A 24,293-nucleotide genomic window follows, 5' to 3' on the forward strand; every position below is an offset into this window, starting at 1 on the left:
CACTTGCACAAGGGGTCGGGCCGCACCGGCGGAAAGTTCCCACGGGAAGGCGGTGGATCCGCGGGAACTTTCCGGGGGCCGGACCCGACGTACTGGTATGTGAAGCGCAGATTCCCCTACCGCTCGCTCCGTCCGGCCCGGCTGCCGCTCGTGCCGGCCCTGCTGCTGGCCGTCCTGTCGGTCCTCCTGCCGGCGTCACCGGCGTCGGCGCACGCCCGGATACTCGGCTCCAGCCCGGCCGCGGACTCCGTGGTGGCCAAGGCACCGACGACCGTCACGCTGCGCTTCGACGGCCCGGTGAACCAGCAGTACACGACGGTCGCGGTCACCGGACCGGACGGGTCGTACTACAGCGAGGGCACACCGAGCGTGGTGAACGCCGACGTACGGCAGAAGGTCCGGGCCCTGCCGACCGGCACGATCCAGGTGACCTGGCGGACCGTGGCGGCGGACGGGGCTCCGCTCCAGGGCCGGTTCACCTTCACCAGCACGGACGAGGCGGCGGCCGCGGCCGCCCGGCCCTCGCCCCCGCCGACGACGGCGCCGTCCACGCCCGCGGCGCGGGCCTCTTCCCCGCCCGCGCGACCGGTGGCGTCCGGGGGCTCCGGCGGCACCGCCGACCAGGTCTGGTGGGCGGCGGGGGGCGTGCTCGTCGCACTCGTGGTGGGGCTCCTGGCCGTCGACGCCCGCTCCCGCCGTTCGGCACGCCGGCGCGACCGCTGACGTCGCGTCCACAGGGCCCCGCGCCGATCACCCGATCGACGCGGGGCCCTTTTCGTGTGCGCTGCGGGGCCCTGTTCGTGTGCGCTGCTTGACAGCCGTCCACACCTGCGGACAGGCTTCCATTAACGGAAAATGTATTCCGCAATACGGAATCAAGGCATCGGAACGGTGGACGTCGAGGAGGAGAGGAGCGAAGCCGGATGGGATTCGCGGACCAGCGCTTCACCCTCAACCTGTCGATCCTCTTCACGGAACTCCCGCTGCTGGAGCGCCCCGCGGCCGCCGCCGCGGGCTTCACCGCGGTGCGGCGGCCCCGCCCAAAACCCGCGGACACCGGACACAGACCGTCCCGCGTCCGGTGCTCTCGGTGTTCCCGGGTGCGAATCCGGCCATGCGGCAGCAGCCTGAAGACATGGAGCAGCCAACGGAACATGCGCACATCGTGGTGCACGCCCCGGCGCTGGACGGATCGCGGCGGGTCACCGAGGGTGAGGTGACCCTCGGGATCGCCAGCCACCTGGACGACGTCGTCGAGATCCTGCGTCTGGTCGATCTCGACCGGATCGAGGTGGAGGAGAGCGACCTGATCGAATGGCAGGGCGGCGGTCCCGACGACTGGCCGGGGCTGTCGGAGCACGAGGCCGGGCACGAGAGCGGGTGAGCCGGCTGCACCGACGGGCGTACGCCGTCTACGCAACCCTCAAGTGAACCTCTGAACACCTGTCGGGGGGCTTCAACTCACCCCCGTCGCGGGCACATCCTCGGCACACGGGTCCGCCGGCACGGGGGCGGCGGGCCCCGTCTCGTTCGGGGCCCTCATGGACGACACGGCGACGGACCGGCCGGAGCCGCACGGGATCGCGTTTTTGCGGGGTGGTCCCCGCGCCGCCGTCACGGTCGCCGTGCTCGCGCTGCATCTGCGGGAAACCGTCGAGGCCGGCCGGGCGGGCACGATGCGGACGACGCGGGCACTCAGCGGGGCGGGACAGCCCCTGCCGGCCCTGCCGAAGGCGGTGCACTCGGCGCTCCACCGTCCCGCGGGCATGCGGCAGCAGGAGCGGAGGTTGACGCCCCCGCCGCCTCACCCCGCCTGGCCCTCATGTGCCGGCCGACCGGGTACCGCGGCCGATGGCCGGCCGGCTCCGCGCAGGACCAGTGCCGCGAGGGCCTCCGGAGCGCCGGTCTGGCCCCGGACTCCGGGGAAGGCGTTGATGTCCACGATCAGCGGGGCGCCGTCGCCCCTGTCGATCACGTCCACGCCGTAGACGTCCAGCGCGAAGACCTCGCCGACCCGGCGCACCAGGGCGGGCCAGCCGGGCGGCAGGCCGTCGGGGGCGAGCGGCAGGGTGGGGCCCCGTCCCTCGGGAGAGAGTTCGGAACGGCGCAGGGCGGCGAACAACCGGTCCCCGATCGCCCACAGTTTGTGGTCCCAGCCGCTGTTCGGCGCGAACTCCTGGACCACGACCGGCTCCTGCGGCCAGGCGGCGGCCAGTTCCCGCAGGCGGGCGCCGTCGTCGAGGAGGGCCACCAGGTCGTGCCGTCGGCTGTGGCGACTCTTGACCACCACGGGGCCGGACAGCCGCGGGCCCGACGCCAGTCGAGCGGGTGTGGTGACCGTGCGGGTGGCCGCGAACGGGAGGCCGGCCCGGCGGGCGTGTTCGGCCATCGCCACGCGGTCCTGGCACAGCGCGGTGGCGGCTGCGGAGTTCACCACGCGGGCGCCGCGCCGCTCCAGGGCGTGGGCGAGGGCCAGGGCGCGTGGCGTACGGGACTTCAGCAGGTAGACGTCGGCGAGCGGCCCGGAGGCCCCCGCCGTTCCCGGGTCCAGTGTCTCCACATGATGCCGGGGGGTGAGCAGGGCGGCGGTGGCGGCCAGCAGCGGATGGCCGGGATCCGGCGTGATCACGGCGATCCTCATATGTTCTCGCCCATCGCCACGGGGAGCTGAGCGGGACGCGCACGGAGCTTCAACGGCGGCCCCGCGTCCGCGGGGTGCTGTTGCGGCGGGCGGGCGGAAGCCGCGGCGGATGCGTCGGCCGCGGCGGAGGCGTCCGCCGCCTCGGCCGCGGCGGGCGGCCGGCCGGTGCGGGCCAGCCCGAGCACGGCCCGTGCCACTCGCGCCGCCGCGTCGGGGACCTGCCGGAAGCTGGGGAAGTCGTTCACGTCGACCACCACGGGGCCGTCGGGACCCAGCACCACGTCGACCCCGTACAGATCGAGGCCGTAGACCGCTCCGACCTGGGCGGCCATCGCGGCCACCTCGGCCGGCAGCGGGATGCGGCGCTCCCGCACCGCACGGTGCGGGTGGAGCGGGGAGCGGCGCTCGGTCGCGTACAGTTCGCCACCCACGCAGTACACCTTGACGTCGACACCCGAATTGGCCACATACGGCTGGGCGATGAGCATGCCCTCTCCGGCCAGTTCGGGGACCATCGTGGCGAGCCGGTCCGGCGACGACACCAGGTGCACGGCCCGTCCGGAGCTGCCGTCGGCGGGCTTGACCACCAACGGGTACTCCGACGCCGGTATCTCGGCGAGGAGTTCGGGCCGCGCCGCCGCGTAGGTCGGCGGCAGCGGAAGCCCGCGGCTGCGGCCGATGGCGGCGGCCAGCGCCTTGTCCCGTACGCCCCGTATGGACCGGGCGTCGTTGACCGTCGTCATCCCGGCCGAGGCCGCGGCTTCGAGCAAGGTCAGCCCCGGGCCGCCGGAAACCGTCTTGAGCACCCACGCGTCATGGGTGCTCGCCTGTACCGCCTCCGTCATGCGCAGCAGCGAACCGCCGGGCCGCAGCACGTCCACCTGGTGTCCCCAGGAGGTCAGTTGGCGGATCACTTCGACCGGCATGCCGTCGTGGCGGTATTGCTCCTCCACCAGAAAGCAGAGCTTCATCCATCTTCCCCGTAGCCTCCGGACTCCCGCCCTTGCCGGCCGGCATCCTGTGACGTCCTGTGACGCCACAGGATGTCATGGGCCGTCCCGCGGCCACGGAGGTCCCGGCCATCGGGGTCGGTCCCCGGCTCCACGGGACCGGCTGGCATCCTGCCGTTCGGAGGAGGTTTCATGGGCGACAGGGCACGGGCGGCGGTTCCGTGGGCGGCCGCGGCCGCCGTCGTGATCGCCGTCGTCTACCGGCAAAGCCCCTTCGAGTGGGGGGAGCCCGCCCCGCCGGGCCCCGCACGGGCCGTGCCCCTGGACGGAGGCGGGGTCACCGACGGCGGTGAGTGCGGGGTCAAGGGCTTCCACCACTTTCCGCTGCCCGCGGACGCCTCCTCCCCCGCGCCCAGCGACGAACCGCCGCAGCCCGCCGGCCCGCGGCTCGTACTCGGCTCCTACGGATACGAGCAGCGGGCGAACGCCCCCGGCCGCTTCACCATCCAGCTGCTCTTCGCGCCCGGCGGGAAACAGCCGCTGAAACTGTCCCGTACCCTGGGCACGGACGGAGTCGCCGTGGAGATCGAGGGGCCGAACGGCCTGATCGGCGGCGCGCACGGGCTGCCCGTCACCTGGACCAGTCCCACGCGCGCCGGCCGCGACGGCGCGATGCGCATCGACGCGAGCGGCGGCGGAGCCGCTGAGGTCACCCTGCCGGTGCGGGCCCTGTGCCCCGGCTACCGGGGGGCGCATGTCATGGACGGCCTTCTGGCCCCGATCGACTCCTCGAACACCATCACGGGCCAGCCGGCCTACACCCTGACCGTGTCGGTCAGCGACCCGGGCATCGGAGAACTGCGTGAGGCCGTCCTGTCCCCGATCGGCGGCGACCTGCTGAGCGCCAACAACCTCGTACCGCTGGACGCGGCGGACGGCAGCCGCCCCTGAGCGAACTGGTGGCAGGCGTACAGGGGTTGATGTGGGAAGCTGACGTCGGCCGTTCACGCGCAGGTGAGCCGTGGCGGGCGTCGAGAGGAGCGCAGTGTGAGACAGGGCGGCTTCCGCGCCGAGGAGATCGACACCAGCAGACCGCATCCCGCGCGGATCTACGACTACCTGCTGGGCGGCAAGGACAACTACGAGGTCGACCAGCAGGCCGGCGACGAACTGGCCGCCGCAGCGCCCGAGGTGCGGATGGGCCTGCGGGCCAACCGCGACTTCCTGCGGCGTGCCGTCCGCTACGTCGTCGGCGAGGGCGTCCGCCAGATCCTCGACATCGGCACCGGGCTGCCCACCTCGCCGAACGTGCACGAGATCGCCCACGAGGTGGCGCCGGACGTACGCGTCGCGTACATCGACAACGACCCGATCGTGAAGGTGCACGCCGACGCGCTGCTCAGCCGCTCCGGCTCGACCAGCATCGTCCTCGCCGACCTGCGCGACCCGCGGGCCATCGTGGAGCACCCCGATGTCCGCCAGGTCATCGACTTCGACGAGCCGGTCGCCCTGCTCCTCGTCGCCGTCGTCCACTTCCTCACCGACGCGGAGAACCCCGAGCGGATCGTCACCACCCTGCGCGACGCGCTGCCGGCCGGCAGCTTCCTGGTGCTGTCGCACGCCACGGACGACTTCGCCGACCGCAGCGATGCCCAGGCCGTCTACAACAAGGCCACCGCCAGCCTGAATCTGCGGTCCCGCGCCGAGATCGAGCGGTTCTTCACCGGCTTCGAACTGGTCGAGCCCGGCCTCGCCCAGGTCCCGTTCTGGCGCCCGGACAGCCCGCCGCCGGCAGGATCCGAGGAGATCGGCTTCTACGGGGGCGTGGCGCGCAGGAACGGCTGACGCAGCCGGCGCGGCAGTGTAGCCGAAGAGGCGGACCCGACTCCTGTATGGCGAAGGTCACAGCGCGTTCGTTTTCCCAACACGTTCGCGCGCAGCAGCTGTTGGGACCGCGCCCTCAGGTGCCCGCGGCCATGGGACCACCGCTGCCCGACCCCTCCGCCGCCGCTCGGCGGGCGCTCCGGACCCGGCTTGTTCGGCCCGTGCGCGTCTGGCTACAGGCGGCACGCATGACCAACAGACCCCTCACTCATCCGGAGCAGCTTCGCGGCCGTCCAGCCCCACGGTCCGCAGCTGACCGCGTACTTCTATGGCCACCTCGTCACCCACCACCCCAGCGTGCGCCCGCTGTTCGCGGCTCACCTCGATGAGCAGCGCGACCGCTTGTGGGCCGCGCTGGGTGCGCTGGTCGCCAACCTGGACGACTCCGACGCCCTTGTGGGCATGCTGCAGAACCTGGGCCGCCGCCACGTTGGCTACGGCGCGCTGGCGGTGTACTACCCGGCCGTGGGGGGAGAGCCTGATCGCCGCCTTGCGCCACTACGCGGGCGATGCCTGGACGCCGGACGTCGAGGAGTCCTGGACCGCGGTCTACGGCATGATCTGCAGCACCATGGTCGCGGCGGGCCAGGCCGCCCCGCGCTGACCCGGCCCCCAGAGGCCGCTTCCGGCGCGCCGTCGGCCGGCTCCCCATCAGTTTTGGAGGTCGCCCCTGATACCGGCCACCGGAGGACGGACGCTCCTTGTGGATCGCTGCGGTCGGGGCCTGCCCGGTGATGCAGAGGATGGGGATCGAGTCACCGGTCGCGGAGCAGAGGCCGGTGATCATGTCGGTGCCGTGGCCGGGCCGGATGTGCCGATGCACACACCGATGTTGCCGTGGCGGGTACGGGTATGGCCCTCGGCCATGTGCGAGGCGCCCTCGACATGGCGGGCGAGCGTGTGGTGGATCCCGCCGGGTGCCTTCAGGGCCGCGTAGAAGGGGTTGATCGCCTTGATCGCCGCCCCCGGGACACCGAACGCGTTGCTGGCGCCCTCGCGTTTGAGGATCTCCACCGCCGCACGGGCGGCGGTCATACGAGCCCTGGGGTGCTCCTGCTTCCGCTGTCGGATTCGCGCTCCCGTCGCGCCCCGCGGTGAGCACGGAGTTTCACCAGTGGAGTCCGAAGCTTCCGTATGGCGGAATTCTTTTTTTGCTAACTGAAAGGTATGTACGTGGGGTCGCGCACGTCGTCAAGACGGCACCACCGTGGGGTCCGCGATGGGCCAAGCGACGGACACGAGAGGGCCGGCGGGGGCACCATGGGACCCCCGTCCCGATGTGACACCTTGGAGTGGGCCATGCCCGAGAGCGTGCCGGTGCGCTGTCCGGCCTGCCGCCGGGAGCACCTCTACACCGTGCCGTCCTACCCCTGTGCGTGCGGCGCCCCGGTCGCCCCGCCGCTGAACCGTCTGTCGGAACCCTCCGTCGTCACCCACCGCACCTGGGACGACGACTGGGTCGCGGTCCGCTGCACACTCTGCGGCCGCGAGGACCAGTGGCCGCAGCCGGATCTGGGCTGCCCCTGCGGGGCGATCCTCCGGGTCCCGGTGAACGGGGCGGTGCGACCACTGGGCGAGGACGGCCCGCCGCCCGGCGGGGGCGAGGCCCCGATGCCGCCGCGGGCCGCCTTCCAGCCCGTCGCCATCCGCACCGCGCGGGACGCCGTCACCGCTGCCGCGCTCTATCTGCGCTGGCTCGGCTACCGCGACGTCCGGCGCGCCGACCGACGGCAGCCGAACGGGATCGGGCTCGCGGCACGCGGCGTCCTTGCGCAGGTGGACCCGACGGTGCGGCCCGCCTCGCCGCGGGACGTGGAGTGCCTGTGGCTCACCGCCCTGTCGGAGTCCGCGCGCTCCGTGTACTTCTCGCTCTCCGGCTACGCCGACGACGCCCGCGGGGTCGCCGACCGCCTCGGCGTCCCGCTCTTCGTCCTCGATCTGTCCGGCACGCCCCAGCCGGTCAACAGCCCGGCCGACGAACTGGTCGCCGACCGGGCCTGAACCGCCTACGCGCGCCTTCCTCCACGCGCCTTCATCCACGCCTACTCCCGGGCCGCGTACGTCTCCCGCAGCTCGATCTTCCGCACCTTGCCCGAGACCGTCATCGGGAAGGAGTCGAGGATCCGCAGCCTGCTCGGGATCTTGTAGTGCGCGAGCCGTTCCTCGCAGAAGGCGCGCAGTTCCTCCAGCGTCAGCGGGTCGGCGGGGTCGCGCGGGATCACGCAGGCGAGGACCTCCTCGCCGTACCGCTCGTGCGGGATCCCGACCACCTGGACGTCGGCGATCTTCGGATGCGCGTACAGGAACTCCTCGATCTCACGCGGGTAGACGTTCTCGCCCCCGCGGATGATCATGTCCTTGATACGGCCGACGATCTCGACGTAGCCGTCCTCGCGCATCATCGCCAGGTCGCCGGTGTGCATCCAGCGGCCGGGGTCGACCGCCTCCGCGGTCTTCTCGGGCTCGTTCCAGTAGCCGAGCATGACGCTGTAACCGCGGGTGCACAGCTCCCCCGCCGAGCCGCGCGGCAGGGTCACCCCGGTCGCCGGGTCGACGACCTTGACCTCGATGTGCGGCAGCACCCGGCCCACGGTCGCGGTGCGGTGCTCCAGGTCGTCGTCCATCCGCGTCTGCAGCGACACCGGCGAGGTCTCGGTCATGCCGTAGCAGATGGACACCTCCTCCATGTGCATCTCGGCGACCACCCGCTTCATCACCTCGACCGGGCACGGCGAGCCCGCCATGATGCCGGTCCGCAGGGACGACAGGTCGTATGTGGCGAAGTCGGGCAGGTTCAGCTCGGCGATGAACATCGTCGGCACGCCGTACAGGGACGTGCAGCGCTCCTGCTGCACCGCCCGCAGCGTGGCCGCCGGCTCGAAGGACGGCGCCGGGATGACGATGCACGCGCCGTGCGAGGTGGCGCCGAGGTTGCCCATCACCATGCCGAAGCAGTGGTAGAAGGGCACGGGCAGGCACACCCGGTCGTGCTCGGTGTAGCCGACGGTGCGGCCCACCCAGTAGCCGTTGTTCAGGATGTTGTGGTGCGAGAGCGTGGCGCCCTTGGGGAAGCCGGTGGTGCCCGACGTGTACTGGATGTTGACCGGGTCGTCGCAGCTCAGCTCGGCCGCGATGGAGGCGAGTTCCTCGTGCGGCACCGAGGCCGCGCCCGCCGTGAGCGCGTCCCAGGACGGATCCTGGATGTAGACCGTCTCCCGCAGCTCGGGGCAGCGGCCGCGGACCTCGTCCACGAGGGCGCGGTAGTCGCTCGTCTTGTGCGCGAGGGAGGCGATCAGGAGCGAGATCCCGGCCTGCTTGAGCACGTACTCCAACTCGTGGGAGCGGTAGGCGGGGTTGATGTTCACCATGATCACGCCGATGCGGGCGGTGGCGTACTGCACCAGCACCCACTCGGGGCAGTTGATCGCCCAGATGCCGACCCGATCGCCCTTGCGCACGCCCTTGGCGAGCAGTCCACGCGCGACCTCGTCGACGGCGGCGCCGAACTCGGCGTACGTCCAGCGGCGTCCGGACGGCACGTCCACCAGCGCGTCACGGTCGGGGTACGCGGCGATCGCACGGTCGAGGTTGGCGCCGATGGTGTCACCGAGCAGCGGCGTCGTGCTGGTTCCGTGCGTGTACGACAGTGCGGTCACCGGAAGTCCTCCTCGCGGTACTCGTTCTGGGAGCCGGCGGCCGTGGCCTCACGCAGCTCGATCCGGCGGATCTTGCCGGAGACGGTCTTGGGCAGGTCGGCGAACTCCAGCCGGCGCACGCGCTTGTACGGGGCGAGCACCTCGCGGGAGTGCTCGAAGATGACCTTCGCGGTGTCCGGGCCGGGTTCCCAGCCCGCGGCGAGCACGATGTACGCCTTCGGGACGGCCAGGCGCAGCTCGTCCGGGGCCGGCACCACGGCCGCCTCGGCCACCGCCTCGTGCTCCAGGAGCGCGCTCTCCAGCTCGAAGGGGGAGATCTTGTAGTCGGATGCCTTGAAGACATCGTCGGCCCGCCCGACGTAGGTGATGTACCCGTCGTCGTCCCGGGAGCCGATGTCCCCCGTGCGGTAGTAGCCGCCCGCCATGGCCTCGGCGGTGCGGTCGGGGTCGCCGTGGTAGCCGGTCATCAGACCGACGGGCCGCTGGGACAGGTCCAGGGCGATCTCGCCCTCCGTCGCGCCCGGCGCCCCGGTCACCGGGTCGAGCAGTTCGACGCGGAAGCCCGGGCTGGGGCGGCCCATCGAGCCGGTCTTGAGCGGCTGGCCGGGGCTGTTGGAGACCTGCACGGCGGTCTCCGTCTGCCCGAAGCCGTCCCGGATGGTCACCCCCCAGGCCCTGCGCACCTGCTCGATGACCTCGGGGTTGAGCGGCTCACCTGCGGCGACCGCCTCACGCGGCGGAGTGCGCAGCTGGCTCAAGTCGGCCTGGATGAGCATGCGCCAGACGGTGGGCGGGGCGCAGAAGGTGGTCACGCCCGCGCGTTCCATCTCGGCCATCAGCCGGGGGGCGTCGAAGCGGGTGTAGTTGTGCAGGAACACGGTCGCCTCCGCGTTCCAGGGGGCGAACAGGTTCGACCAGGCGTGCTTGGCCCAGCCCGGCGAGGAGATGTTCAGGTGCACGTCCCCCGGCTTGAGGCCGATCCAGTACATCGTCGCCAGATGGCCGACCGGGTACGAGACATGGGTGTGCTCGACCAGCTTGGGGCGGGCGGTGGTGCCCGAGGTGAAGTAGAGCATCAGCGGGTCGTCGGCGTGCGTGGGCCCGTCCGGCACGAAGTCCGCGCCGGCCGCGTACGCCTCCTCGTAGGCACGCCAGCCCTCGGGCGCGCCCCCGACCGCGATCCGGGTGTAGTCCCCCGGCACGTCGTCGAACTTGGCGGCGTCCCCGGAGCGCACGACGACATGCCGGACCCGGCCCCGGTCGACGCGGTCGCGCAGGTCGGCGGGGCCGAGCAGCGGCGTGGCCGGGATGACCACCGCGCGCAGCTTCATCGCGGCCAGCGCGGTCTCCCACAGCTCGGCCTGGTTGCCGAGCATGACCAGGATGCGGTCCTCGGCCCGTACCCCCCATTCGCGCAGCCGGTTGGCGACCCGGTTCGAGCGCTCGGACATCTCGGCGAAGGACAGCCGGGTGGTGGCGCCGTCCTCCTCGACGATGTGCAGCGCGGTGCGGCCGTTGCCCTCGGCGATGACGTCGAACCAGTCGAGCGCCCAGTTGAAGTACGCCGGACGCGGCCAGCGGAAGCCCTCGTACGCCGTCGCGTAGTCTTCCCGGTGCGCCAGCAGGAAGTCCCGCGCGGCCCTGAACGCGTCCGTGGCGTCGATGGCATCGGTGTTCGCCGTCATGTGTCCTCCTCATTGCCGGACAGCCGTCACATCGTGTAATCCCTGATGAAGGTCTCACCACCCCCGAACGGGGGTACGCCGCGATGAAGGGGCGAGGACGTGGCAGCTGACGCAACCGAAGCGGTGGAGGTGCGTGGCGCGCTGGTGCGGCTGCGGCGCGCGACGGGGCTGCCGGTCGCCTTCGGCGGACTGGTGGAGGCCGGGCGGCCGCAGATTCGCATCAGCGAACTGAGCGGCAATGTGACGGCGGCGCTCAGCTCGCTCGCCGTCGTCTCCGGCAACGGCCTCGGGGGAAAGGTGGCGGCGCTGGCCCGGCCGTGCGCGGTGACGGACTACTCGGCCTCACGGCAGATCAGCCACGAGTACGACATGGCGGTGGCGACCGAGGGCCTGCGGTCGGTGCTCGCGGTGCCGGTCGTCGTCCGCCGCCGGGTGCGCGGGGTGCTGTACGGCGCCCTGCGGGCGGCCCAGCCGCTGGGCGACCGCACGCTGGCCGCGGCCGTGGAGGCGGCGCGGGACGTGGAGCAGGCCCTGGTGGCCCGGGACGAGGCGCGTGCCCTGCTGGCGGCCGTGCGGGAGCCCGCCCCGCAGGGCGCGGCGTGGGAGCAGGTCCGTGAGGCGCACGGCACGCTGCGCACGCTGGCCCAGCGGGTCGAGGACCCGGTGCTGCGGGCCGAGATCCTCCAGGTGTGCGGGCGGCTGGCCGGGGCCGCCTCCGACGGCCCCTTCGCCCGGGTCGTGGAGCTCTCGCCGCGGGAAGTGGACGTCCTGTCGTGCGTGGCGGTGGGCTCGACCAACGCCGCGACCGCGGACCGGCTGGGGCTGCGCCCCGAGACCGTGAAGGGGTATCTGCGCTCTGCCATGCGGAAACTGGGCGCGCACACCAGGTGGGAGGCGGTGGTGGCGGCCCGGCGGGCCGGGGCGTTGCCGTAGCGCCGGGCGTGTTCGTGGCACCGTGCCGCACGGCTTCCGGTGAATTACCCCCATCCATCCTTTTTGCACCCTCCCCGGCGGCCGACTCTTCCGGCATTCGCGACCCCGGCGAATTCCCCCGCGACGACCGCGTGATATATCGCTCACCACGCTGTGTGTCCGAAATTCAATGAGTGATTGCCTAATATTGGCCAGGACGCGGCGCAGACGGACCACGGAGGGGAGCGGTGACCGTGCGACGGGACTTCAGGAAGTCCGGCAGACCCCGCCCCGACGTGGTCATCGGCCGCGAGGAGCTGATCGCGGGGGCCCGAGCGCAGCTCACCGGCGGGGGCAGTGTCCTGGTGCACGGCCCGGCCGGCAGTGGAAAGTCGACCGTGCTGCGGGCGCTGGCCGCGGAATACGGTGAAGCCGTGCACACCGTGCTGCGCTGCTCGGCGACCGAGTCCGAATCCCATCTTCCCTTCCTGGCCCTGGCCGACCTCCTCGGTCTCGTCGTGGACGAGGTCGCCCACCAGTTGCCCGCCCCGCAGCGCACCGCCCTGGAGTCCGCGCTGACCGGCCGCGGCGAGTCCACGCTGCAGCGGGACGGACTCGCCCTGCGCCTCGCGGTGCTGTCGACGCTCCGCGCGCTCGCCGCCCGCGGCCCCGTCCTGATCGTCGCCGACGACCTCCAATGGCTGGATCCGGCCAGCGTCGAACTCCTCGGCTTCGCCGCCCGCCGCCTCGGCGGTACACCGGTGCGCATGCTGTGCGCGGTGCGCACGCACACCGAGCCGCACGGCCAGGAACACGACCGCTATCTGCGCGCCGCCCCGCCGGACACGCTCGCGGTCAGGATCAACCCCCTCTCGCGCGCCCAGGTCGCCCAGCTCCTCGACCACCGCGGCTACACCAACCTGCCCCGCTCCACCGTCCGCGACATCCACCGCACCAGCGGCGGCAACCCGCTGTTCGCGCTGGAGCTGGGCCGTGCCCTGTTCGAGAGCACGACCCCGCCGAGCCCCGGCGAACCGCTGCCCGTGCCGACCTCGCTGCGCACCCTGGTCCTCAACCGGCTGGGCGCGCTGTCCACTGAGGCACGCCGCACCCTGCTGGTGGCCAGCGCGGGGGCACGTCCCACACCGGCCCTGCTGCGCGCGGCGGGCCGGGAGAACGCGGAGGCGGAGACCGCGCAGGCCGCCGCGCTCGGCCTGCTGGTGACGGAACGGGACGCACCGGTCGTACGGTTCGCCCACCCCCTCATATCGGCCGCGCTGTACGCCGAGGCGAGCACACAGGAACGGCGGGCCGCGCACGCCGCGCTGTCGACGGCGGCCTCCGATCCGATCGAGCGGGCTCGGCACCTGGCGCTCGCCACCACCGGCAAGGATCCGCAGGTGGCCGCCCGCCTCGGCGAAGCCGCCGCCGCCGCCCGGGACCGGGGAGCGCCGTCGGTGGCGGCGGAGCTCGGGCTGCTCGCGGCCCGGCACACCCCGGGGGACGCGGCACCGGGTCCCCACGAGCGGCGGCTGCAGGCCGCCGCCGACGCGCTCACCGCCGGGGAGACCGACTTCGCCCGGGACATCGCCCACGAGGTGCTGGCCCAGGCGACCGATCCCTCGGACCGGGTGCGGGCCTGGATGATCGTCATCGACGCCGCCGGGCACGCCATGGCCGAGGTCGACGCGGCCTTCCCGCAGGCCCTGGCCGACGCGGGTGACGACCCCGGGCTGCTCACCCTGGTGCACTACCAACTCGCCTGGCGGGCGCTGCTCGTGGAGGGCGACTTCGACCGGGCCCGGGAGGAGGGCGCGCTCGCCGCGGACCTGGCGGCCCGGGCCGGCGACCGGCGCAACGAACTTCTGGCGCTGGCCTTCCAGGCCCAGACGGAGACGCTGATGGGGCATCCGAACGCGCCCGCCACCATCAAGCGCGCGCTGAAGGAGCCGCAGGACCCCCGGGTGGCGTGCAGCCACAACGGCGCGGGGGCCGTGCGGTTCCGCTGGCTGATCATGAGCGACCAGCTGTCCGAGGCGCGCAAGACGATCAGCGCACTGCTGCGCGAGGTACGGCGGCGTGGAATGGTCGAGGCCGAGGTGCACTTCCTGCGGGGCCTCGCCGAGACCGAGCTGCGCGCCGGGCACTGCGGGCGTGCGCTGGACCTGGCCCGGGAGAGCCTGCGGCTGGCCCGGGACACCGGGATCGGGGAGGCCGCGAGCGCCATGCTCACCTCGCTCGCGGAGGCCGCGGGCGGCGAGGTGGACAGGGCGCTGGCCCTTGCGCGAGAGGCCGTGGCGCGCGCCGAGGAGGACGGCGACGTGCTGTACCTGTCGCGTGCGCTGGCCGCCCTGGGCCACGCCGAACTGGTGGCCGGGAACGCGCCGGGAACGGTGCGGTCACTGCGCCGGGTACGGGAGTTGGAGGAAGGCCTCGGGGTCGTCGACCCGGCCCGTGGGCGCTGGCACGGCGACCTGGCCGAGGCGCTGGTCGCCATCGGGGAGCCGGCCGAGGCGCAGGACGTCATCGACGACACGCGTACCCGGGCGCTGCGGCTCGGGCGCGACAGCGTGCTGGCGGTGCTGGACCGTGCCGAGGCGCTCGTGCGCGCCGCGCGCGGTGAGACGGAGACGGCCGAGCGGCGGTTGACGCTGGCTCAGGACCGGCTGGCGAAGCTGGGCTACGGCCTGGAGGAGGCTCGGGCGGCCTACGCGCTGGCGGGCCTGCGCACCCAGCGGCCGGGACCGACGTCGTACGACGAGGCGGCGCGTCTGTTCCGCCGCTGCCGCGCGATGCCGTGGCTGCGCCAGGTGGAGACGGCGATGGTCACGGGCCCGGCCCGGCCGTCGCTGGCCGGGCCCGCCCTCGACACCCTCGCCGCGACCGAGCGTCAGGTGGCCGCGCTGGTCATGGAGGGCGCGACGAACCGGGAGATCGCGGCTCGCCTGTTCATCAGCGTGAAGACCGTGGAGGCCACGCTGACCCGCGTCTACCGCAAGCTCGGGATCCGGTCGCGGGTGGACATCGTACGGCTGGCGGCGGGGCACCGCTCCGGCTGATTCACCACTCCCGGTGTACCGGTGGGGTGGGTTTACGCGCGCAGACCGAGGGTTTCCCCTGCCCAACTCCGTTAGGGGGTTCCCTCATTGGGGGAGCACCCGTCCTGCTTCTAGCGTAAGGGCGTGCCGCTCGCCGGACACATGGGGGCCGGTCCCGCGACCCCCATGCACCACCCCCCACCCGCGAGACCCCCCACCGGCAGACCTGAGGAGACTCATGTTCGGGCTCAACCGCGCCAGGAAGGCCGCCGCGCCCTCGTCGCGAGCCACACGGTGTGCGTCGGCCACCCGGGTGTCCACACCGGGCTGACCACCTTTTCGAACCTGGTGACGGCCCAGGTCAACTCATCACCCCACAGAGCTCCTGAGTACCCCTCAGGTAGATACCAGGGGGCGTTGCGGGCCTCCACGAGCGGCCCGCAACGCCCCCTATCCACTGCCGTCGGCCTGATCACTGACATCCTGTGGGGACTGACCGCGTCGGCGGCGCGCGCCTGGTTCGCCCTCCCCCGAGTTCCCGGCCTCGCTCGAACAGGGTCCCCATGGACCGCCGGCTGTCGCTGACCGGCGGCGCGGGCGGGTTCACGACGATCGGGCTGGAGCTGACCTGACGGTGACGGGACGGGCGCGCTGGGTCCCGGGACCGCGCGAGGCCGGAGTCCCGCTCCGCGGTGCGGCGTCGCGAGCATCCGCTCCCCCGGGCACGCTGGGCCGCCACTGTCCGTGATCGCGGCCCGGCCCGCTCCGGGCGCACTCCGCACACCCGCGTCGTTTGCCCCGTATATCCTGCCCCGTGCTCACACAGGCGTACGTTCGACACGGGAGGCAGTCGCGATGTCCGAGCGCCGTGCCAGCCCAGCCCCGAAGAGCGGCAGGACCTCGGTCTGGCGCCGCGCCCTGAACCAGGCACCGCCGCCCGCCCGCTCTCCGGCACCCGTCCCCGGTCCGGACCCGGTGGCCGCGGTGGAGACCGGCAGCGTCGTCCAGGCGGCCCTGTACCGGGACGGCGTCCGCGTGTCCTCGCCCCTGTCCCTGGCCGACACCTTCCACGCACTGCGCGACGCGCCGGACGGCATGGCCTGGATCGGTCTGGCTCGCCCGACCGAGTCGGAACTCCTCTCCCTGGCCGAGGAGTTCGACCTTCACCCGCTCGCGGTGGAGGACGCCATGGAGGCGCACCAGCGGCCGAAGTTGGAGCGGTACGGCGACACGCTGTTCGTCGTGCTGCGCGCGGCCCGCTACCTGGACGCCCCGGAGGAGGTCGACTTCGGGGAACTGCACGTCTTCGTCGGCCCCGACTTCGTGATCACGGTCCGTCACGGTGCGGCCCCCGACCTGTCGGCGGTGCGCCGCCGCATGGAGGAGTCCCCGGAGCTGCTGAAGCTGGGGCCGGAGGCGGTGCTCTACGCGATACTGGACGCGGTGGTCGACGGGTACGCCCCCGTGGTCGCCGGGGTGCAGAACGACATCGACGAGATCGAGACCGAGGTCTTCCGCGGCGACCCTGAGGTCTCCCGGCGCATCTACGAACTCTCCCGCGAGATGGTGGAGTTCCAGCGCGCCACCCGCCCCCTGGTGGGCATGCTGCACGGCCTGATGGCGGGCTTCGCGAAGTACGGCACGGACGAGGAACTCCAGCGCTATCTGCGCGACGTGGCCGACCACGTCACCCACACCAGCGAGCGTGTTGACGGCTTCCGCCAGGCCCTGACCGAGATCCTGACGGTCAACGCGACGCTGGTCACCCAGCAGCAGAACGCGGAGATGCGGGCGTTGGCGGAGGCGGGCTTCGAGCAGAACGAGGAGATCAAGAGGATCTCGTCATGGGCTGCGATCCTGTTCGCCCCGACACTGGTCGGGACCATCTACGGCATGAACTTCCACAACATGCCGGAACTGCACTGGAGCTTCGGATACCCCTTGGCGATCGGGCTGATGGGGGTGGTGTGCACCGCGCTGTACGTCGTCTTCAAGCACCGGGACTGGCTCTAGGCCGAACGAACTGTTGACCCTCGACCTTGTCGAGGGCCCAGAGTTCCGGGTGTGGAGAGCGAGATGCGCAGTATCGGCGAGACGGCCCGGGACAGCGGACTGAGCGTGAGTGCGCTCCGGTTCTACGACCGTGCTGGTCTGCTGGTCCCCGCCTGGGTGGATCCGGTCAGCGGCTACCGCTGGTACGGTCCCGAGCAGCTTGACGAGGCCCGGTTGCTGGCCCGGTTGCGGCGGGCCGGTATGCCGCTGGCGGACATCCGGCTGGTGCTGGCCGGGTGGTCCGCCCCGGACACGGACCTGGTGCGGGGGCTCCTCCAGGCCCACCTGCGCCGTCTCGAACGGGGGCTGTCCGACGCCCGCAGCAAGTTCTCCACGCTCCGAGCCCTACTCGACCACAGGGAGAACCCGATGACGTCGCTCCGCACCGCCACCCTCCGGCTGTCCGTCCCCGCGCCGGAGCTGGCCGCCGCGCTGGACGCGGTCCGATTCGCGGCCGGTACCGACCCGGAGCTGCCGATGCTCGGCGGAATCCTGTTCGACATCGAGGGCGAAGAACTCCGCGTCGCGGCCACCGACCGCTACCGCATGGCTGTCGCGCGGGCGGGCACCACCGGACACGGCGGCGCTCGCGTGCAGGCCATCGTGCCCCTCCCGCTCGCCGACGCGATGCGGGCCCTGCTGAACGGCGGGGAACCCGTCGAACTCACCGTGGACGGTGACCGCGTGACGCTGGCGGCCGGGGACCGCCAGGCGGCCGGCCAGTGCCTCGACCACGACTTCCCCGACTACCGCCGCCTCGTCCACCTGCCGGCCGGGCGCCGGGCCCTTGTCGATGCGGCGGCCTTCCAAGAGGCGCTTGAGACCGGTCCGGTCCGCGCGAGCGAGGTGCGCGGGCAGGACGGTGTGCCCTGCGACGTGAGTGTGCTCAGGGTGACGGACGACGGCACGGTGACCCTGTGCGAGGACGGTGACGACGACCAGGGCAACATCGGCGTCAACCGCGAGTTCCTGCTGGACGCGCTCGCGGCCGGTGCCCGGGACCGGCTGATCCTGGAGTTCGGCGCTCCCACGGCACCCGTCGCTATCCGCCGGCCCGACGACGAGTCGGCCTTCTCGATCGTGATGCCGGTCCGCCTGGAGAACTAGCGTGGCCCCTGCGGCCCGCAGTGCCTCTCGGCGAACGCGGAGCCGCCGTCGACGCGGGGGCGGTACCGCCGAGATGGGGGCGCGCCGGGTGTGAAGAGGGCGCGCGGATGCCGACGCCTCCGGGACTGGTGGCGCGGGGCACGCGTGCGTCGGTAGCGTACGGGAGCGGAGGCCGCCGCAGCGGGTACCGCGGCAGGCTCCAGGATGGTTCACGGAGTGTCCACCCCCAGTTCTCGTGGGGGTGGCCGCTCGCCGACCGTGGATCGCAAGGTCCACCTGCCCGCGGCACCGTGCCGCCCGAGGGCGGATCCGGTACCGTACGAAAAGGTGGAGCCCACCGCAGAGGCCACTGCGGCAGGCTCCTGGCCGGTGCCACGGGTGTCCGCCCCTAGGTTTTGTAGGGGCGGCCGCTCACCGGCCGTAGATCCGCAAGATCCACCTCCTCCGGCACTTCACCATCCGAAGACAGATACGGTCCCAGCGGTTGGGCTTGCGGTGGCGGCCCATGGGCGCGCCCCCCTCCACGATGCCGCCCATAGGCCCGGTAGGCGGTCCGTCGGGATTCGGGCCGGGCCCCGAGGGGCCGGGGTCCGGAACCGTGTCCCTGGAAGGGGGCGCCCCATAGAACCGGGTCGCCGGACACGGACGCTACCGCCTCGGCACGGCCCTCCCCCGCGCATTGGCCCCGAAGGCAACCGTGCGCCTCTTCCGCCGCCCAACGCGCCCCTGTCCGGTGTCCGGGCACACGCACACCGCCTGGGTCACCCGCGCACGCGAAGAGGCCCGGTCACAGGCGTACTTGAGCACCCGGGCCCTTCCGCGTTCCCGAAGTCGGGCGGTGCGTGGGCCGGCACACGGGGGTGCGCAGGTACCGCGCGGCAGCAATCGGTGGATCTGGGCCGGCTCCGGGTGCTGTGACCAGGCGTGTGGTGAACCGCGCGTGGCACAAGCCCACCGATCGCGAGACGGCTGGACCGCCCCGGGCGGAGGGAGCAGGAGCCGGGCCGGTGCCGGCTTCCTACGTCTCGCGCCTCGGGCCGGCGGCCTCCGCCGCCGGGGCGTTCCCCGTGCGGGGAGGCGGCGATGCGTCGGGCGGCGGTTGCGGTGTGTACGTCGCCGCGTCCTTCCCGGAGCAGAACCGGGTAGGCGACCGCTGCGCTTCGTCGCCGGGGCGCCGGACGGTGACTCGGTGGCCTGTGTGACCGGCGCGCTGCTCGGAGCGGCGCACGGTGCGGAGGCGCTGCCCGTCGATCTGGTGAGCCGGCACGAACCGGCCTGGGTGCTCGACACCTTGGCCCGCGATCTCAATGCCGGGCCCTCGTGACCGAGTCGCGCGGCTCGGGCGGCGCGTGGCCGTACCACCGCTACGCCACGGCGGATATCGGCGGATCCGCCTACCTGATGATCCGTTGGGGCACGGCCACCACGCGGGCCGACGGCCCCGCCTGACCGCCGGCGGCGGCGTTCGCTACGGAAGCCGGTCGGCGCGCGCGACGGCTACGCGTCCTTGTCGGACGCGTCCCAGGCCGGCAGCGGCACGCCGCCAAGCGCACTGTGCTGGACCACCTCGCACCGCATCTCCCGGACGGCAGCGAAGAGGCGTCGCCGGACCGCTTCGATGTCCTCCGGAGGGAACGAGATCCGGATCTGATGCGGGCGTGACATGTCGTAGGTGAGCAGCCGGTCCGTTTCCGCGGTGGCGAAGTGGTCCTGGCCCGAGTCACCGTCCTCCGAGCGCCAGGTGCCTCGGTCCACGGTCGGGGCCAGGGCCGCCGGAGGATCGCCAGGCACTGGTCGTGGGCGAGCGGACTCTCGGTGAGCCGGAGGCAGCGGTGGATACGGGGCCGGAACGCGTTGAACCACGGAGCCAGATCCGGTTCTATGTCCGCGAGCAACCGGGAGGCGAGGCGTCCCCCGGCCCATGCCTCGACGAACCCGGCCGCGCCCATGGGGTGGGGCTCGTAGCGCCCCGCTCTGTCTCACACCACAACAGACCAGTTCTCGGGCGGACACCTGCGTGCAGCAGGACGGACAGCGTCCTCCAGGCCGCGGTGTCCCGGCGCGGAGGCGCGGCGAAGGCCGACCCCACATGGATCAGCGTCTCGGCGCAGCGCGGACAGATCCGCTGCCTGTCCCTGTCGTACGGCTGCTTGTACGAGGCCCTGCACGGAAGGCAGACGTACGAGGTCTTCGCGTGGCCCACGCCGCCAGGCCAGACGGCACCCGGGCCGGACTCGACGGGATTTACGGGCCCCGGCCCTCCCGGGCACCCGCGCACTCGTGGCGGCGTGAACGACCGGTCCTGCAGACCCTTGCGCCTCCACCGGGAGTACGAGCAGGTCTCACAGGGCGCACTCGGCCCAGACGGTCTTGGTGCAGGTGTCGCGGGTTTCGCAGCCCCAGCGGTCCGCGTACGCCGTCACGAGCAGCAGCCCGCGTCCCGACGGGGCGTCGGGCGGCGCCGGTTCGGCCGCCGCCGGGTCGGGGAGAAGGCGCTCCGGGCGGGTGTCGGTCACCTAGACGCGGACGGCGTCGCGTCCGGGCAGCAGGATCAGCGTCAGCCTGAAGTCCCGCCCGGGGACGCAACCGTGAGCGACGGCGTTGGACGCCAGCTCGGCCGTGACGAGGGCGACGGCCTGCGCGGCCTCGGAATCGTAGGGGATCCCCCAGGCCGCGAGCTGCTGCCCGGCGAGACGCCGTGCCAGGCGGGCGCCACGTCTGGTGCTGCTGAGGCGGATGGTGAACTGCGGTGCCTGAGTGGGTGGTTCGGCACTGACGCTGGACGACTTCACGGAGCAACCGTCCCGTCACGCAGACAGCCTGGCGAGGTCGGACTTCCGTACCCGGTCGCGCGGTACGGCCGCCGCGCGGATGCGTACGGCAGGTGTACGGGTCCGCTCGTTGCCGGAACGGCGGGCCGGTCGTTGACCGGTCATAACGGACCGTCGGGAGGACAGGGGGGCGCGATGGGCAGGACGACACCGCGGGCATGCGGGACCACCGGCCGGCGCGGACCGGGCAAGGAGCGTCCCGCCGTGTGGAGCGCGTACGGCAAGCTCGTCCGCCTCTTCCGCGAGCGCGCTGGCCTGACCCAGCAGGCCCTCGCGGATGCCATCGGTTACTCGTCGGAACAGGTCGCCTCCGTCGAGCAGGGCCGCAGACCGGCGAAGGCAGCCTTCACGGAGGCCGCGGAACACGTCCTGGACGCGGGCGGGGCCCTGCGGGTGCTCCAGGGCGACGTGGACCGGGCGAAACTCCCCCTTTTCTTCCAGGACTTCGCCTCGCTGGAGGCCGAGGCCGTCAGCCGCTTCTCGTACGACCCGATGCTGGTGCCGGGGCTGCTGCAGACGGAGGCGTACGCCCAGGCCCTTCTTGAGGCGCACTTCCCGCCCCTCGAAGAGGAGGCCATCGAGCAGCACCTCAACGCCCGGCTCGCCCGGCAATCCCTGCTGACGCGCAAGAACCCGTGCGTCGTGTTCTCGTTCATCCTCGAAGAAGGCGCCCTTCACCGGATGGTGGGCGGCAGATCCGTCATGGGGGAACAACTCGCGCGGCTACGCGACTGCACCCGCATGCGGAACGTGGAGATCCAGGTGATGCCCACCCAGCGGGCCGCACACAGCGGGGTCAACGGCCAGATCGTCCTGCTGGAGACCGTTGAGCGACGGCAGTTCGTTTCCATCGAAGCCCAGGGGATCGTGAACATCCGCTCGGACCGGGACGAGGTCAGCGAGTTCTGTCTCCAGTATGGAATGCTGCGCTCACAGGCCCTCAACACCGAGGAGTCTGCCAGGTTCATCGAGCACTTGGCAGGGGAGCTATGAGCATCGACCAGCACGTTGATCAGCCCGGCGACCTCGCGTGGTCCAAGAGCAGCTACAGCGGAACCAACGGCGGTGACTGCGTCGAGGTGGCCGCCGGAACGGACGCCGTGTACGTACGGGACTCCAAGGCCGTGGACGACGGCCCCGTGCTGCGGGTCGGCCGGGACGAGTGGGCCGCGTTCGTGGCGCTCGCGGCCGGGTAGTTCCGGAGCGTTCACCGGCGGAGGCCGCCAGGACACCAGGGGCTTCACGCCTCGATGCGCAGCCAGGTGTCGCCGGTGCGGAGCCAGAGGGTGCCGTCGCGGCCCTGGCCGCAGTGCATGACGACCCGGCCGGGTACGTCGAGTGTGCGGCGGTCGGTCACCGTCCAGGCGGTCCCGTCGAACTCGGCGCGGGTGAGTTCGACGGTCCGCTTGTTGTGGTGGCGGCGGGTCAGTACCGCCCGGTCGCCGCGGACCGCGAACCCGTCCGGGTCGCGTACGGGGCTGCGGTGGCTGGTCACTTCGCCGGTGGACGGGGTGATCCGGGTAAGGTGGGTGCCGGACCGGCTGCCGGAGTACCAGACCAGCCACACCCGATCGCCTTCGGTCGCGGCCGTGCAGCCCTCCAGCGGGTGGTCGGGCAACCGGCCGCGAGGGTGCCATGTCGCGCGGCCCTCGGTGTTCCAGCCCGCGAGGCCGGCCGCGGACTCGGGGTGGCCGCCGTAGATGCCCTCGTCCCCGTAGGCCGTCCAGATCCCTCCGCGGCGGTCGGTCACCAGGGCGGGTATGTCGTCACCGATGCAGAACTCGCCCTCGGGCGTTCCCGAGGCGGAGTACACCACGGCGTTGGGCTCCCAGCCGTCTTCGGTCCCGCCCCGCCATGTGCGGCCGCTCACCAGCAGGAACCGCGAGTCCGGGAGCAGGGCCAGGTGGCTGGGCCGTATCCGGACGTCCTCGACGAGGGTGCGCCGCTCCCCCTGCCCCGTGACGGTGACCAGCTCGCCGGTGAACGGGCCCTTCGGCCCCCACCCGACCCACCCTTTGACGTAGGGGCTGCGTTCCAGGTACCGCCGGTGGACCAGCATGACCGCGAGTTCCCCGGCCGGTCCGACCGTCCACCACAGGGCTTTGTGTCCCCGCGAGACATCGGCGGAGGGCAGGCCCCACGCATCCTGCACGGCGGTATCGGCATGGTCATTCATCGCGTGACGTGACATCGGGAACGGTCACCTCGGGGACTCCGGGGGCCGACGCCGCCCGAAGATCCCCACCTTACCGATGGTGGGCCCGGTGTCATAGGGGTTTCTGTACGGCCGTTGTACGGGTCCCTGAGCCGTGTCCCGGGTCCTTCGGGCCCCGTTGGACATGGCCCCGGTGGCGTGCGGGGTGACGGGCGCCGCGGCGGGTGGTGTGGCGGGGTGTCCGCTTCGGCACGGAAGGGCGTGGGAGCGTGAAGACGGTACGGGACAGGCGGAACAGTCGCACGGCGCGGGCGAAGGAGGAGGGACCCGACCTGCCGGGCGTGTGGTCGGCGTACGGGGTGCTGCTGCATACCTGCGGAAACGGGCCGGGTTGAACCAGCAGCAGCTCGGGGAGGCGATCGGCTACTCGCTGGAGCAGGTGGCCTCGGTCGAGCAGGGGCGGCGCCCGGCGAAGGCGACGTTCACGGTGGCGGCGGACCGGGTGCTGGAGGCCGGTGGGGTGCTGCAGGTGCTCCAGGACGAGGTGGACCGGGCGAAGTTGCCGCGGTTCTTCCGCAACTTCGCGGTCATCGAGGCGGAGGTGGTGAGCCGCTTCTCGTACGATCCGCTGCTGGTACCGGGGCTGTTGCAGACGGAGGCGTACGCGCGGGCCGTGTTCGCCGGGCACTGCCCGCCGCTGAGCGAGGAGATCGTGGACCAGCACACGGAGGGGCGGCTGAGTCGGCAGAAGCTGTTGGCGCGGGTACCGCTGGCCGAGTTGTCGTTCATCATCAGTGAGGAGGCGCTACGGAATCCGGTCGGCGACACGGAAGTCATGCGCGGCCAGTGGCAACACCTGCTGGAGGTCGGTACGTTTCGGAACGTCGAGGTGCAGGTCATGCCCGCCGGGCCCGGGTTCCACTCCGGTCTGAACGGGTCGTTCGTCGTGCTGGAGACGAAGGAGCACCGACACCTCGGGTACATCGAATCTCAGGAAGTCGGGTGCGTCGTCCAAGATCCGGCGGAGGTCAGCGCCTTCGGGTTGCGTCATGGCAAGCTGCGATCGCAGGCTCTGAACGCTGTCGAGTCTGCGCGGCTCATCGAACGGCTGGTGGGAGAGACATGAGCGTGGAGCAGGTGACCGAGAACGTGGACGGGCTGCGCTGGTTCAAGAGCAGCTACAGCGGGTCGGGCGGCGGCGACTGCGTGGAGGTGGCCGCCGGTGTGGACGCCGTGTTCGTACGGGACTCGAAGGCTGTGGATGGCGGGCCGGTGCTGCGGGTCAGCCGGGACGAGTGGGCGGCGTTCGTGGCGCTCGCGGTGGAGTAGAGCCGAGCAGGTTTGTGAGTGGAACGACGGGCTCGCTCGCGTCACTTGGGGTG

General features: G+C 72.3%; 22 protein-coding genes and 5 pseudogenes. 17 read left to right on the forward strand and 10 right to left on the reverse strand.

Annotation, left to right across the window (positions count from 1 at the left end; all coding sequences use genetic code 11):
- The first annotated feature begins 99 nt into the window (after positions 1 to 99).
- The 3 genes and pseudogenes from ACFSL4_RS15250 (at position 100) to ACFSL4_RS15260 (ending at position 1,384) form a co-directional block, all read left to right on the forward strand.
- Positions 100 to 723, forward strand: a complete 624-nt coding sequence (locus tag ACFSL4_RS15250; protein ID WP_381082748.1) for a copper resistance CopC family protein — start codon at positions 100 to 102, stop codon at positions 721 to 723.
- 200 nt (positions 724 to 923) lie between these two features.
- Positions 924 to 1,028 (forward strand): annotated as a pseudogene (locus tag ACFSL4_RS15255) (hydroxypyruvate isomerase); the annotation flags it as partial.
- A gap of 107 nt (positions 1,029 to 1,135) precedes the next feature.
- Entirely contained in the window at positions 1,136 to 1,384 is a 249-nt protein-coding gene (locus tag ACFSL4_RS15260) for a hypothetical protein (protein WP_381082749.1), read from the forward strand.
- A 420-nt stretch (positions 1,385 to 1,804) separates the two neighbouring features.
- Here the strand turns inward: ACFSL4_RS15260 and ACFSL4_RS15265 are convergent, their stop codons facing one another.
- Both ACFSL4_RS15265 and ACFSL4_RS15270 read right to left on the reverse strand, forming a co-directional pair.
- The gene (locus ACFSL4_RS15265; protein WP_381082751.1) at positions 1,805 to 2,641 is read right to left on the reverse strand and encodes an ATP-grasp domain-containing protein; all 837 of its coding nucleotides are present in this window, start codon (positions 2,639 to 2,641) and stop codon (positions 1,805 to 1,807) included.
- A complete protein-coding gene (locus ACFSL4_RS15270) occupies positions 2,638 to 3,612 on the reverse strand; it encodes an ATP-grasp domain-containing protein (protein ID WP_381082753.1) in 975 nt (324 codons plus the stop codon). The genes ACFSL4_RS15265 and ACFSL4_RS15270 overlap by 4 nt, the downstream gene beginning before the upstream one ends.
- Before the next feature lie 171 nt (positions 3,613 to 3,783).
- On the opposite strand from ACFSL4_RS15270, the gene ACFSL4_RS15275 reads away from it, so the two are divergent.
- The 3 genes and pseudogenes from ACFSL4_RS15275 to ACFSL4_RS15285 all read left to right on the forward strand — a co-directional run.
- Positions 3,784 to 4,542: a hypothetical protein gene (locus ACFSL4_RS15275; protein WP_381082755.1), complete on the forward strand. Its 759-nt coding sequence runs from the start codon at positions 3,784 to 3,786 to the stop codon at positions 4,540 to 4,542.
- Positions 4,543 to 4,638: 96 nt separating this feature from the next.
- The gene (locus ACFSL4_RS15280; protein ID WP_381082757.1) at positions 4,639 to 5,436 is read left to right on the forward strand and encodes an SAM-dependent methyltransferase; all 798 of its coding nucleotides are present in this window, start codon (positions 4,639 to 4,641) and stop codon (positions 5,434 to 5,436) included.
- A gap of 336 nt (positions 5,437 to 5,772) precedes the next feature.
- A pseudogene (locus tag ACFSL4_RS15285) lies at positions 5,773 to 5,883 on the forward strand (hypothetical protein); the annotation flags it as partial.
- 289 nt (positions 5,884 to 6,172) lie between these two features.
- Here ACFSL4_RS15285 and ACFSL4_RS15290 read toward each other — a convergent pair.
- Positions 6,173 to 6,510 (reverse strand): annotated as a pseudogene (locus ACFSL4_RS15290) (thiamine pyrophosphate-binding protein); the annotation flags it as partial.
- 264 nt (positions 6,511 to 6,774) lie between these two features.
- On the opposite strand from ACFSL4_RS15290, the gene ACFSL4_RS15295 reads away from it, so the two are divergent.
- Complete coding sequence (locus ACFSL4_RS15295; protein ID WP_381082759.1) at positions 6,775 to 7,476, forward strand: hypothetical protein; 702 nt, start codon at positions 6,775 to 6,777, stop codon at positions 7,474 to 7,476.
- Positions 7,477 to 7,517: 41 nt separating this feature from the next.
- On the opposite strand, the gene ACFSL4_RS15300 is transcribed toward ACFSL4_RS15295, so the two are convergent.
- Together ACFSL4_RS15300 and ACFSL4_RS15305 are read right to left on the reverse strand one after the other, a co-directional pair.
- The gene (locus ACFSL4_RS15300; RefSeq protein WP_381082760.1) at positions 7,518 to 9,131 is read right to left on the reverse strand and encodes an AMP-binding protein; all 1,614 of its coding nucleotides are present in this window, start codon (positions 9,129 to 9,131) and stop codon (positions 7,518 to 7,520) included.
- Entirely contained in the window at positions 9,128 to 10,816 is a 1,689-nt protein-coding gene (locus tag ACFSL4_RS15305) for an AMP-binding protein (protein ID WP_381082762.1), read from the reverse strand. The genes ACFSL4_RS15300 and ACFSL4_RS15305 overlap by 4 nt, the downstream gene beginning before the upstream one ends.
- Positions 10,817 to 10,915: 99 nt before the next feature.
- Here ACFSL4_RS15305 and ACFSL4_RS15310 point away from each other — a divergent pair, with 99 nt between their 5' ends.
- The 6 genes from ACFSL4_RS15310 to ACFSL4_RS15335 all read left to right on the forward strand — a co-directional run bounded on the left by ACFSL4_RS15310 (position 10,916) and on the right by ACFSL4_RS15335 (position 19,374).
- Entirely contained in the window at positions 10,916 to 11,749 is an 834-nt protein-coding gene (locus ACFSL4_RS15310; protein ID WP_381082764.1) for a helix-turn-helix transcriptional regulator, read from the forward strand.
- Between the two features lie 227 nt (positions 11,750 to 11,976).
- The gene (locus tag ACFSL4_RS15315) at positions 11,977 to 14,787 is read left to right on the forward strand and encodes an ATP-binding protein (RefSeq protein ID WP_381082766.1); all 2,811 of its coding nucleotides are present in this window, start codon (positions 11,977 to 11,979) and stop codon (positions 14,785 to 14,787) included.
- Between the two features lie 834 nt (positions 14,788 to 15,621).
- Positions 15,622 to 16,779, forward strand: a complete 1,158-nt coding sequence (locus tag ACFSL4_RS15320; protein ID WP_381082768.1) for a magnesium and cobalt transport protein CorA — start codon at positions 15,622 to 15,624, stop codon at positions 16,777 to 16,779.
- Positions 16,780 to 16,842: 63 nt separating this feature from the next.
- Positions 16,843 to 17,925: a DNA polymerase III subunit beta family protein gene (locus ACFSL4_RS15325; protein WP_381082770.1), complete on the forward strand. Its 1,083-nt coding sequence runs from the start codon at positions 16,843 to 16,845 to the stop codon at positions 17,923 to 17,925.
- Positions 17,926 to 19,114: 1,189 nt separating this feature from the next.
- Positions 19,115 to 19,249, forward strand: coding sequence for a hypothetical protein (locus tag ACFSL4_RS15330; protein WP_381082772.1), 135 nt, complete (start codon positions 19,115 to 19,117; stop codon positions 19,247 to 19,249).
- Positions 19,246 to 19,374 (forward strand): hypothetical protein, encoded by a 129-nt coding sequence (locus ACFSL4_RS15335; protein WP_381082774.1) that lies wholly within the window; start codon positions 19,246 to 19,248, stop codon positions 19,372 to 19,374. The genes ACFSL4_RS15330 and ACFSL4_RS15335 overlap by 4 nt, the downstream gene beginning before the upstream one ends.
- Positions 19,375 to 19,422: 48 nt before the next feature.
- On the opposite strand, the gene ACFSL4_RS15340 is transcribed toward ACFSL4_RS15335, so the two are convergent.
- The 4 genes and pseudogenes from ACFSL4_RS15340 to ACFSL4_RS15355 all read right to left on the reverse strand — a co-directional run bounded on the left by ACFSL4_RS15340 (position 19,423) and on the right by ACFSL4_RS15355 (position 20,717).
- A complete protein-coding gene (locus tag ACFSL4_RS15340; RefSeq protein ID WP_381082776.1) occupies positions 19,423 to 19,680 on the reverse strand; it encodes a hypothetical protein in 258 nt (85 codons plus the stop codon).
- 250 nt (positions 19,681 to 19,930) lie between these two features.
- Positions 19,931 to 20,128 (reverse strand): annotated as a pseudogene (locus ACFSL4_RS15345) (deoxyxylulose-5-phosphate synthase); the annotation flags it as partial.
- A 139-nt stretch (positions 20,129 to 20,267) separates the two neighbouring features.
- Entirely contained in the window at positions 20,268 to 20,441 is a 174-nt protein-coding gene (locus tag ACFSL4_RS15350) for an ATP-binding protein (RefSeq protein WP_381082778.1), read from the reverse strand.
- Positions 20,442 to 20,717 (reverse strand): hypothetical protein, encoded by a 276-nt coding sequence (locus ACFSL4_RS15355; RefSeq protein ID WP_381082780.1) that lies wholly within the window; start codon positions 20,715 to 20,717, stop codon positions 20,442 to 20,444. It lies immediately after the preceding gene.
- Positions 20,718 to 20,891: 174 nt separating this feature from the next.
- On the opposite strand from ACFSL4_RS15355, the gene ACFSL4_RS15360 reads away from it, so the two are divergent.
- Complete coding sequence (locus ACFSL4_RS15360) at positions 20,892 to 21,749, forward strand: helix-turn-helix domain-containing protein (RefSeq protein ID WP_381082782.1); 858 nt, start codon at positions 20,892 to 20,894, stop codon at positions 21,747 to 21,749.
- A complete protein-coding gene (locus ACFSL4_RS15365) occupies positions 21,746 to 21,952 on the forward strand; it encodes a DUF397 domain-containing protein (protein WP_381082784.1) in 207 nt (68 codons plus the stop codon). Before ACFSL4_RS15360 ends, ACFSL4_RS15365 begins: the two co-directional genes overlap by 4 nt.
- A gap of 44 nt (positions 21,953 to 21,996) precedes the next feature.
- Here ACFSL4_RS15365 and ACFSL4_RS15370 read toward each other — a convergent pair whose 3' ends face one another.
- The gene (locus ACFSL4_RS15370; RefSeq protein ID WP_381082786.1) at positions 21,997 to 22,932 is read right to left on the reverse strand and encodes a hypothetical protein; all 936 of its coding nucleotides are present in this window, start codon (positions 22,930 to 22,932) and stop codon (positions 21,997 to 21,999) included.
- 248 nt (positions 22,933 to 23,180) lie between these two features.
- Here ACFSL4_RS15370 and ACFSL4_RS15375 point away from each other — a divergent pair.
- A pseudogene (locus tag ACFSL4_RS15375) lies at positions 23,181 to 24,037 on the forward strand (helix-turn-helix domain-containing protein).
- On the forward strand, positions 24,034 to 24,240 hold the full coding sequence (locus ACFSL4_RS15380; protein WP_381082788.1) for a DUF397 domain-containing protein: 207 nt from the start codon (positions 24,034 to 24,036) through the stop codon (positions 24,238 to 24,240). The pseudogene ACFSL4_RS15375 and the gene ACFSL4_RS15380 overlap by 4 nt, the downstream one beginning before the upstream one ends.
- Positions 24,241 to 24,293 lie beyond the last annotated feature (53 nt).

The organism is Streptomyces caeni, assembly GCF_042678285.1.
In the GTDB taxonomy this organism is placed as follows: domain Bacteria; phylum Actinomycetota; class Actinomycetes; order Streptomycetales; family Streptomycetaceae; genus Streptomyces; species Streptomyces caeni.

Coding starts and splice junctions, on each gene's coding strand:
- ACFSL4_RS15260 (WP_381082749.1), top strand. CDS start 1,136: ATGGAGCAGCCAACGGAACATGCGCACATCGTGGTGCACGCCCCGGCG.
- ACFSL4_RS15265 (WP_381082751.1), bottom strand. CDS start 2,641: ATGAGGATCGCCGTGATCACGCCGGATCCCGGCCATCCGCTGCTGGCC.
- ACFSL4_RS15270 (WP_381082753.1), bottom strand. CDS start 3,612: ATGAAGCTCTGCTTTCTGGTGGAGGAGCAATACCGCCACGACGGCATG.
- ACFSL4_RS15275 (WP_381082755.1), top strand. CDS start 3,784: ATGGGCGACAGGGCACGGGCGGCGGTTCCGTGGGCGGCCGCGGCCGCC.
- ACFSL4_RS15295 (WP_381082759.1), top strand. CDS start 6,775: ATGCCCGAGAGCGTGCCGGTGCGCTGTCCGGCCTGCCGCCGGGAGCAC.
- ACFSL4_RS15305 (WP_381082762.1), bottom strand. CDS start 10,816: ATGACGGCGAACACCGATGCCATCGACGCCACGGACGCGTTCAGGGCC.
- ACFSL4_RS15320 (WP_381082768.1), top strand. CDS start 15,622: ATGTCCGAGCGCCGTGCCAGCCCAGCCCCGAAGAGCGGCAGGACCTCG.
- ACFSL4_RS15325 (WP_381082770.1), top strand. CDS start 16,843: ATGCGCAGTATCGGCGAGACGGCCCGGGACAGCGGACTGAGCGTGAGT.
- ACFSL4_RS15360 (WP_381082782.1), top strand. CDS start 20,892: ATGGGCAGGACGACACCGCGGGCATGCGGGACCACCGGCCGGCGCGGA.
- ACFSL4_RS15365 (WP_381082784.1), top strand. CDS start 21,746: ATGAGCATCGACCAGCACGTTGATCAGCCCGGCGACCTCGCGTGGTCC.
- ACFSL4_RS15370 (WP_381082786.1), bottom strand. CDS start 22,932: ATGAATGACCATGCCGATACCGCCGTGCAGGATGCGTGGGGCCTGCCC.
- ACFSL4_RS15380 (WP_381082788.1), top strand. CDS start 24,034: ATGAGCGTGGAGCAGGTGACCGAGAACGTGGACGGGCTGCGCTGGTTC.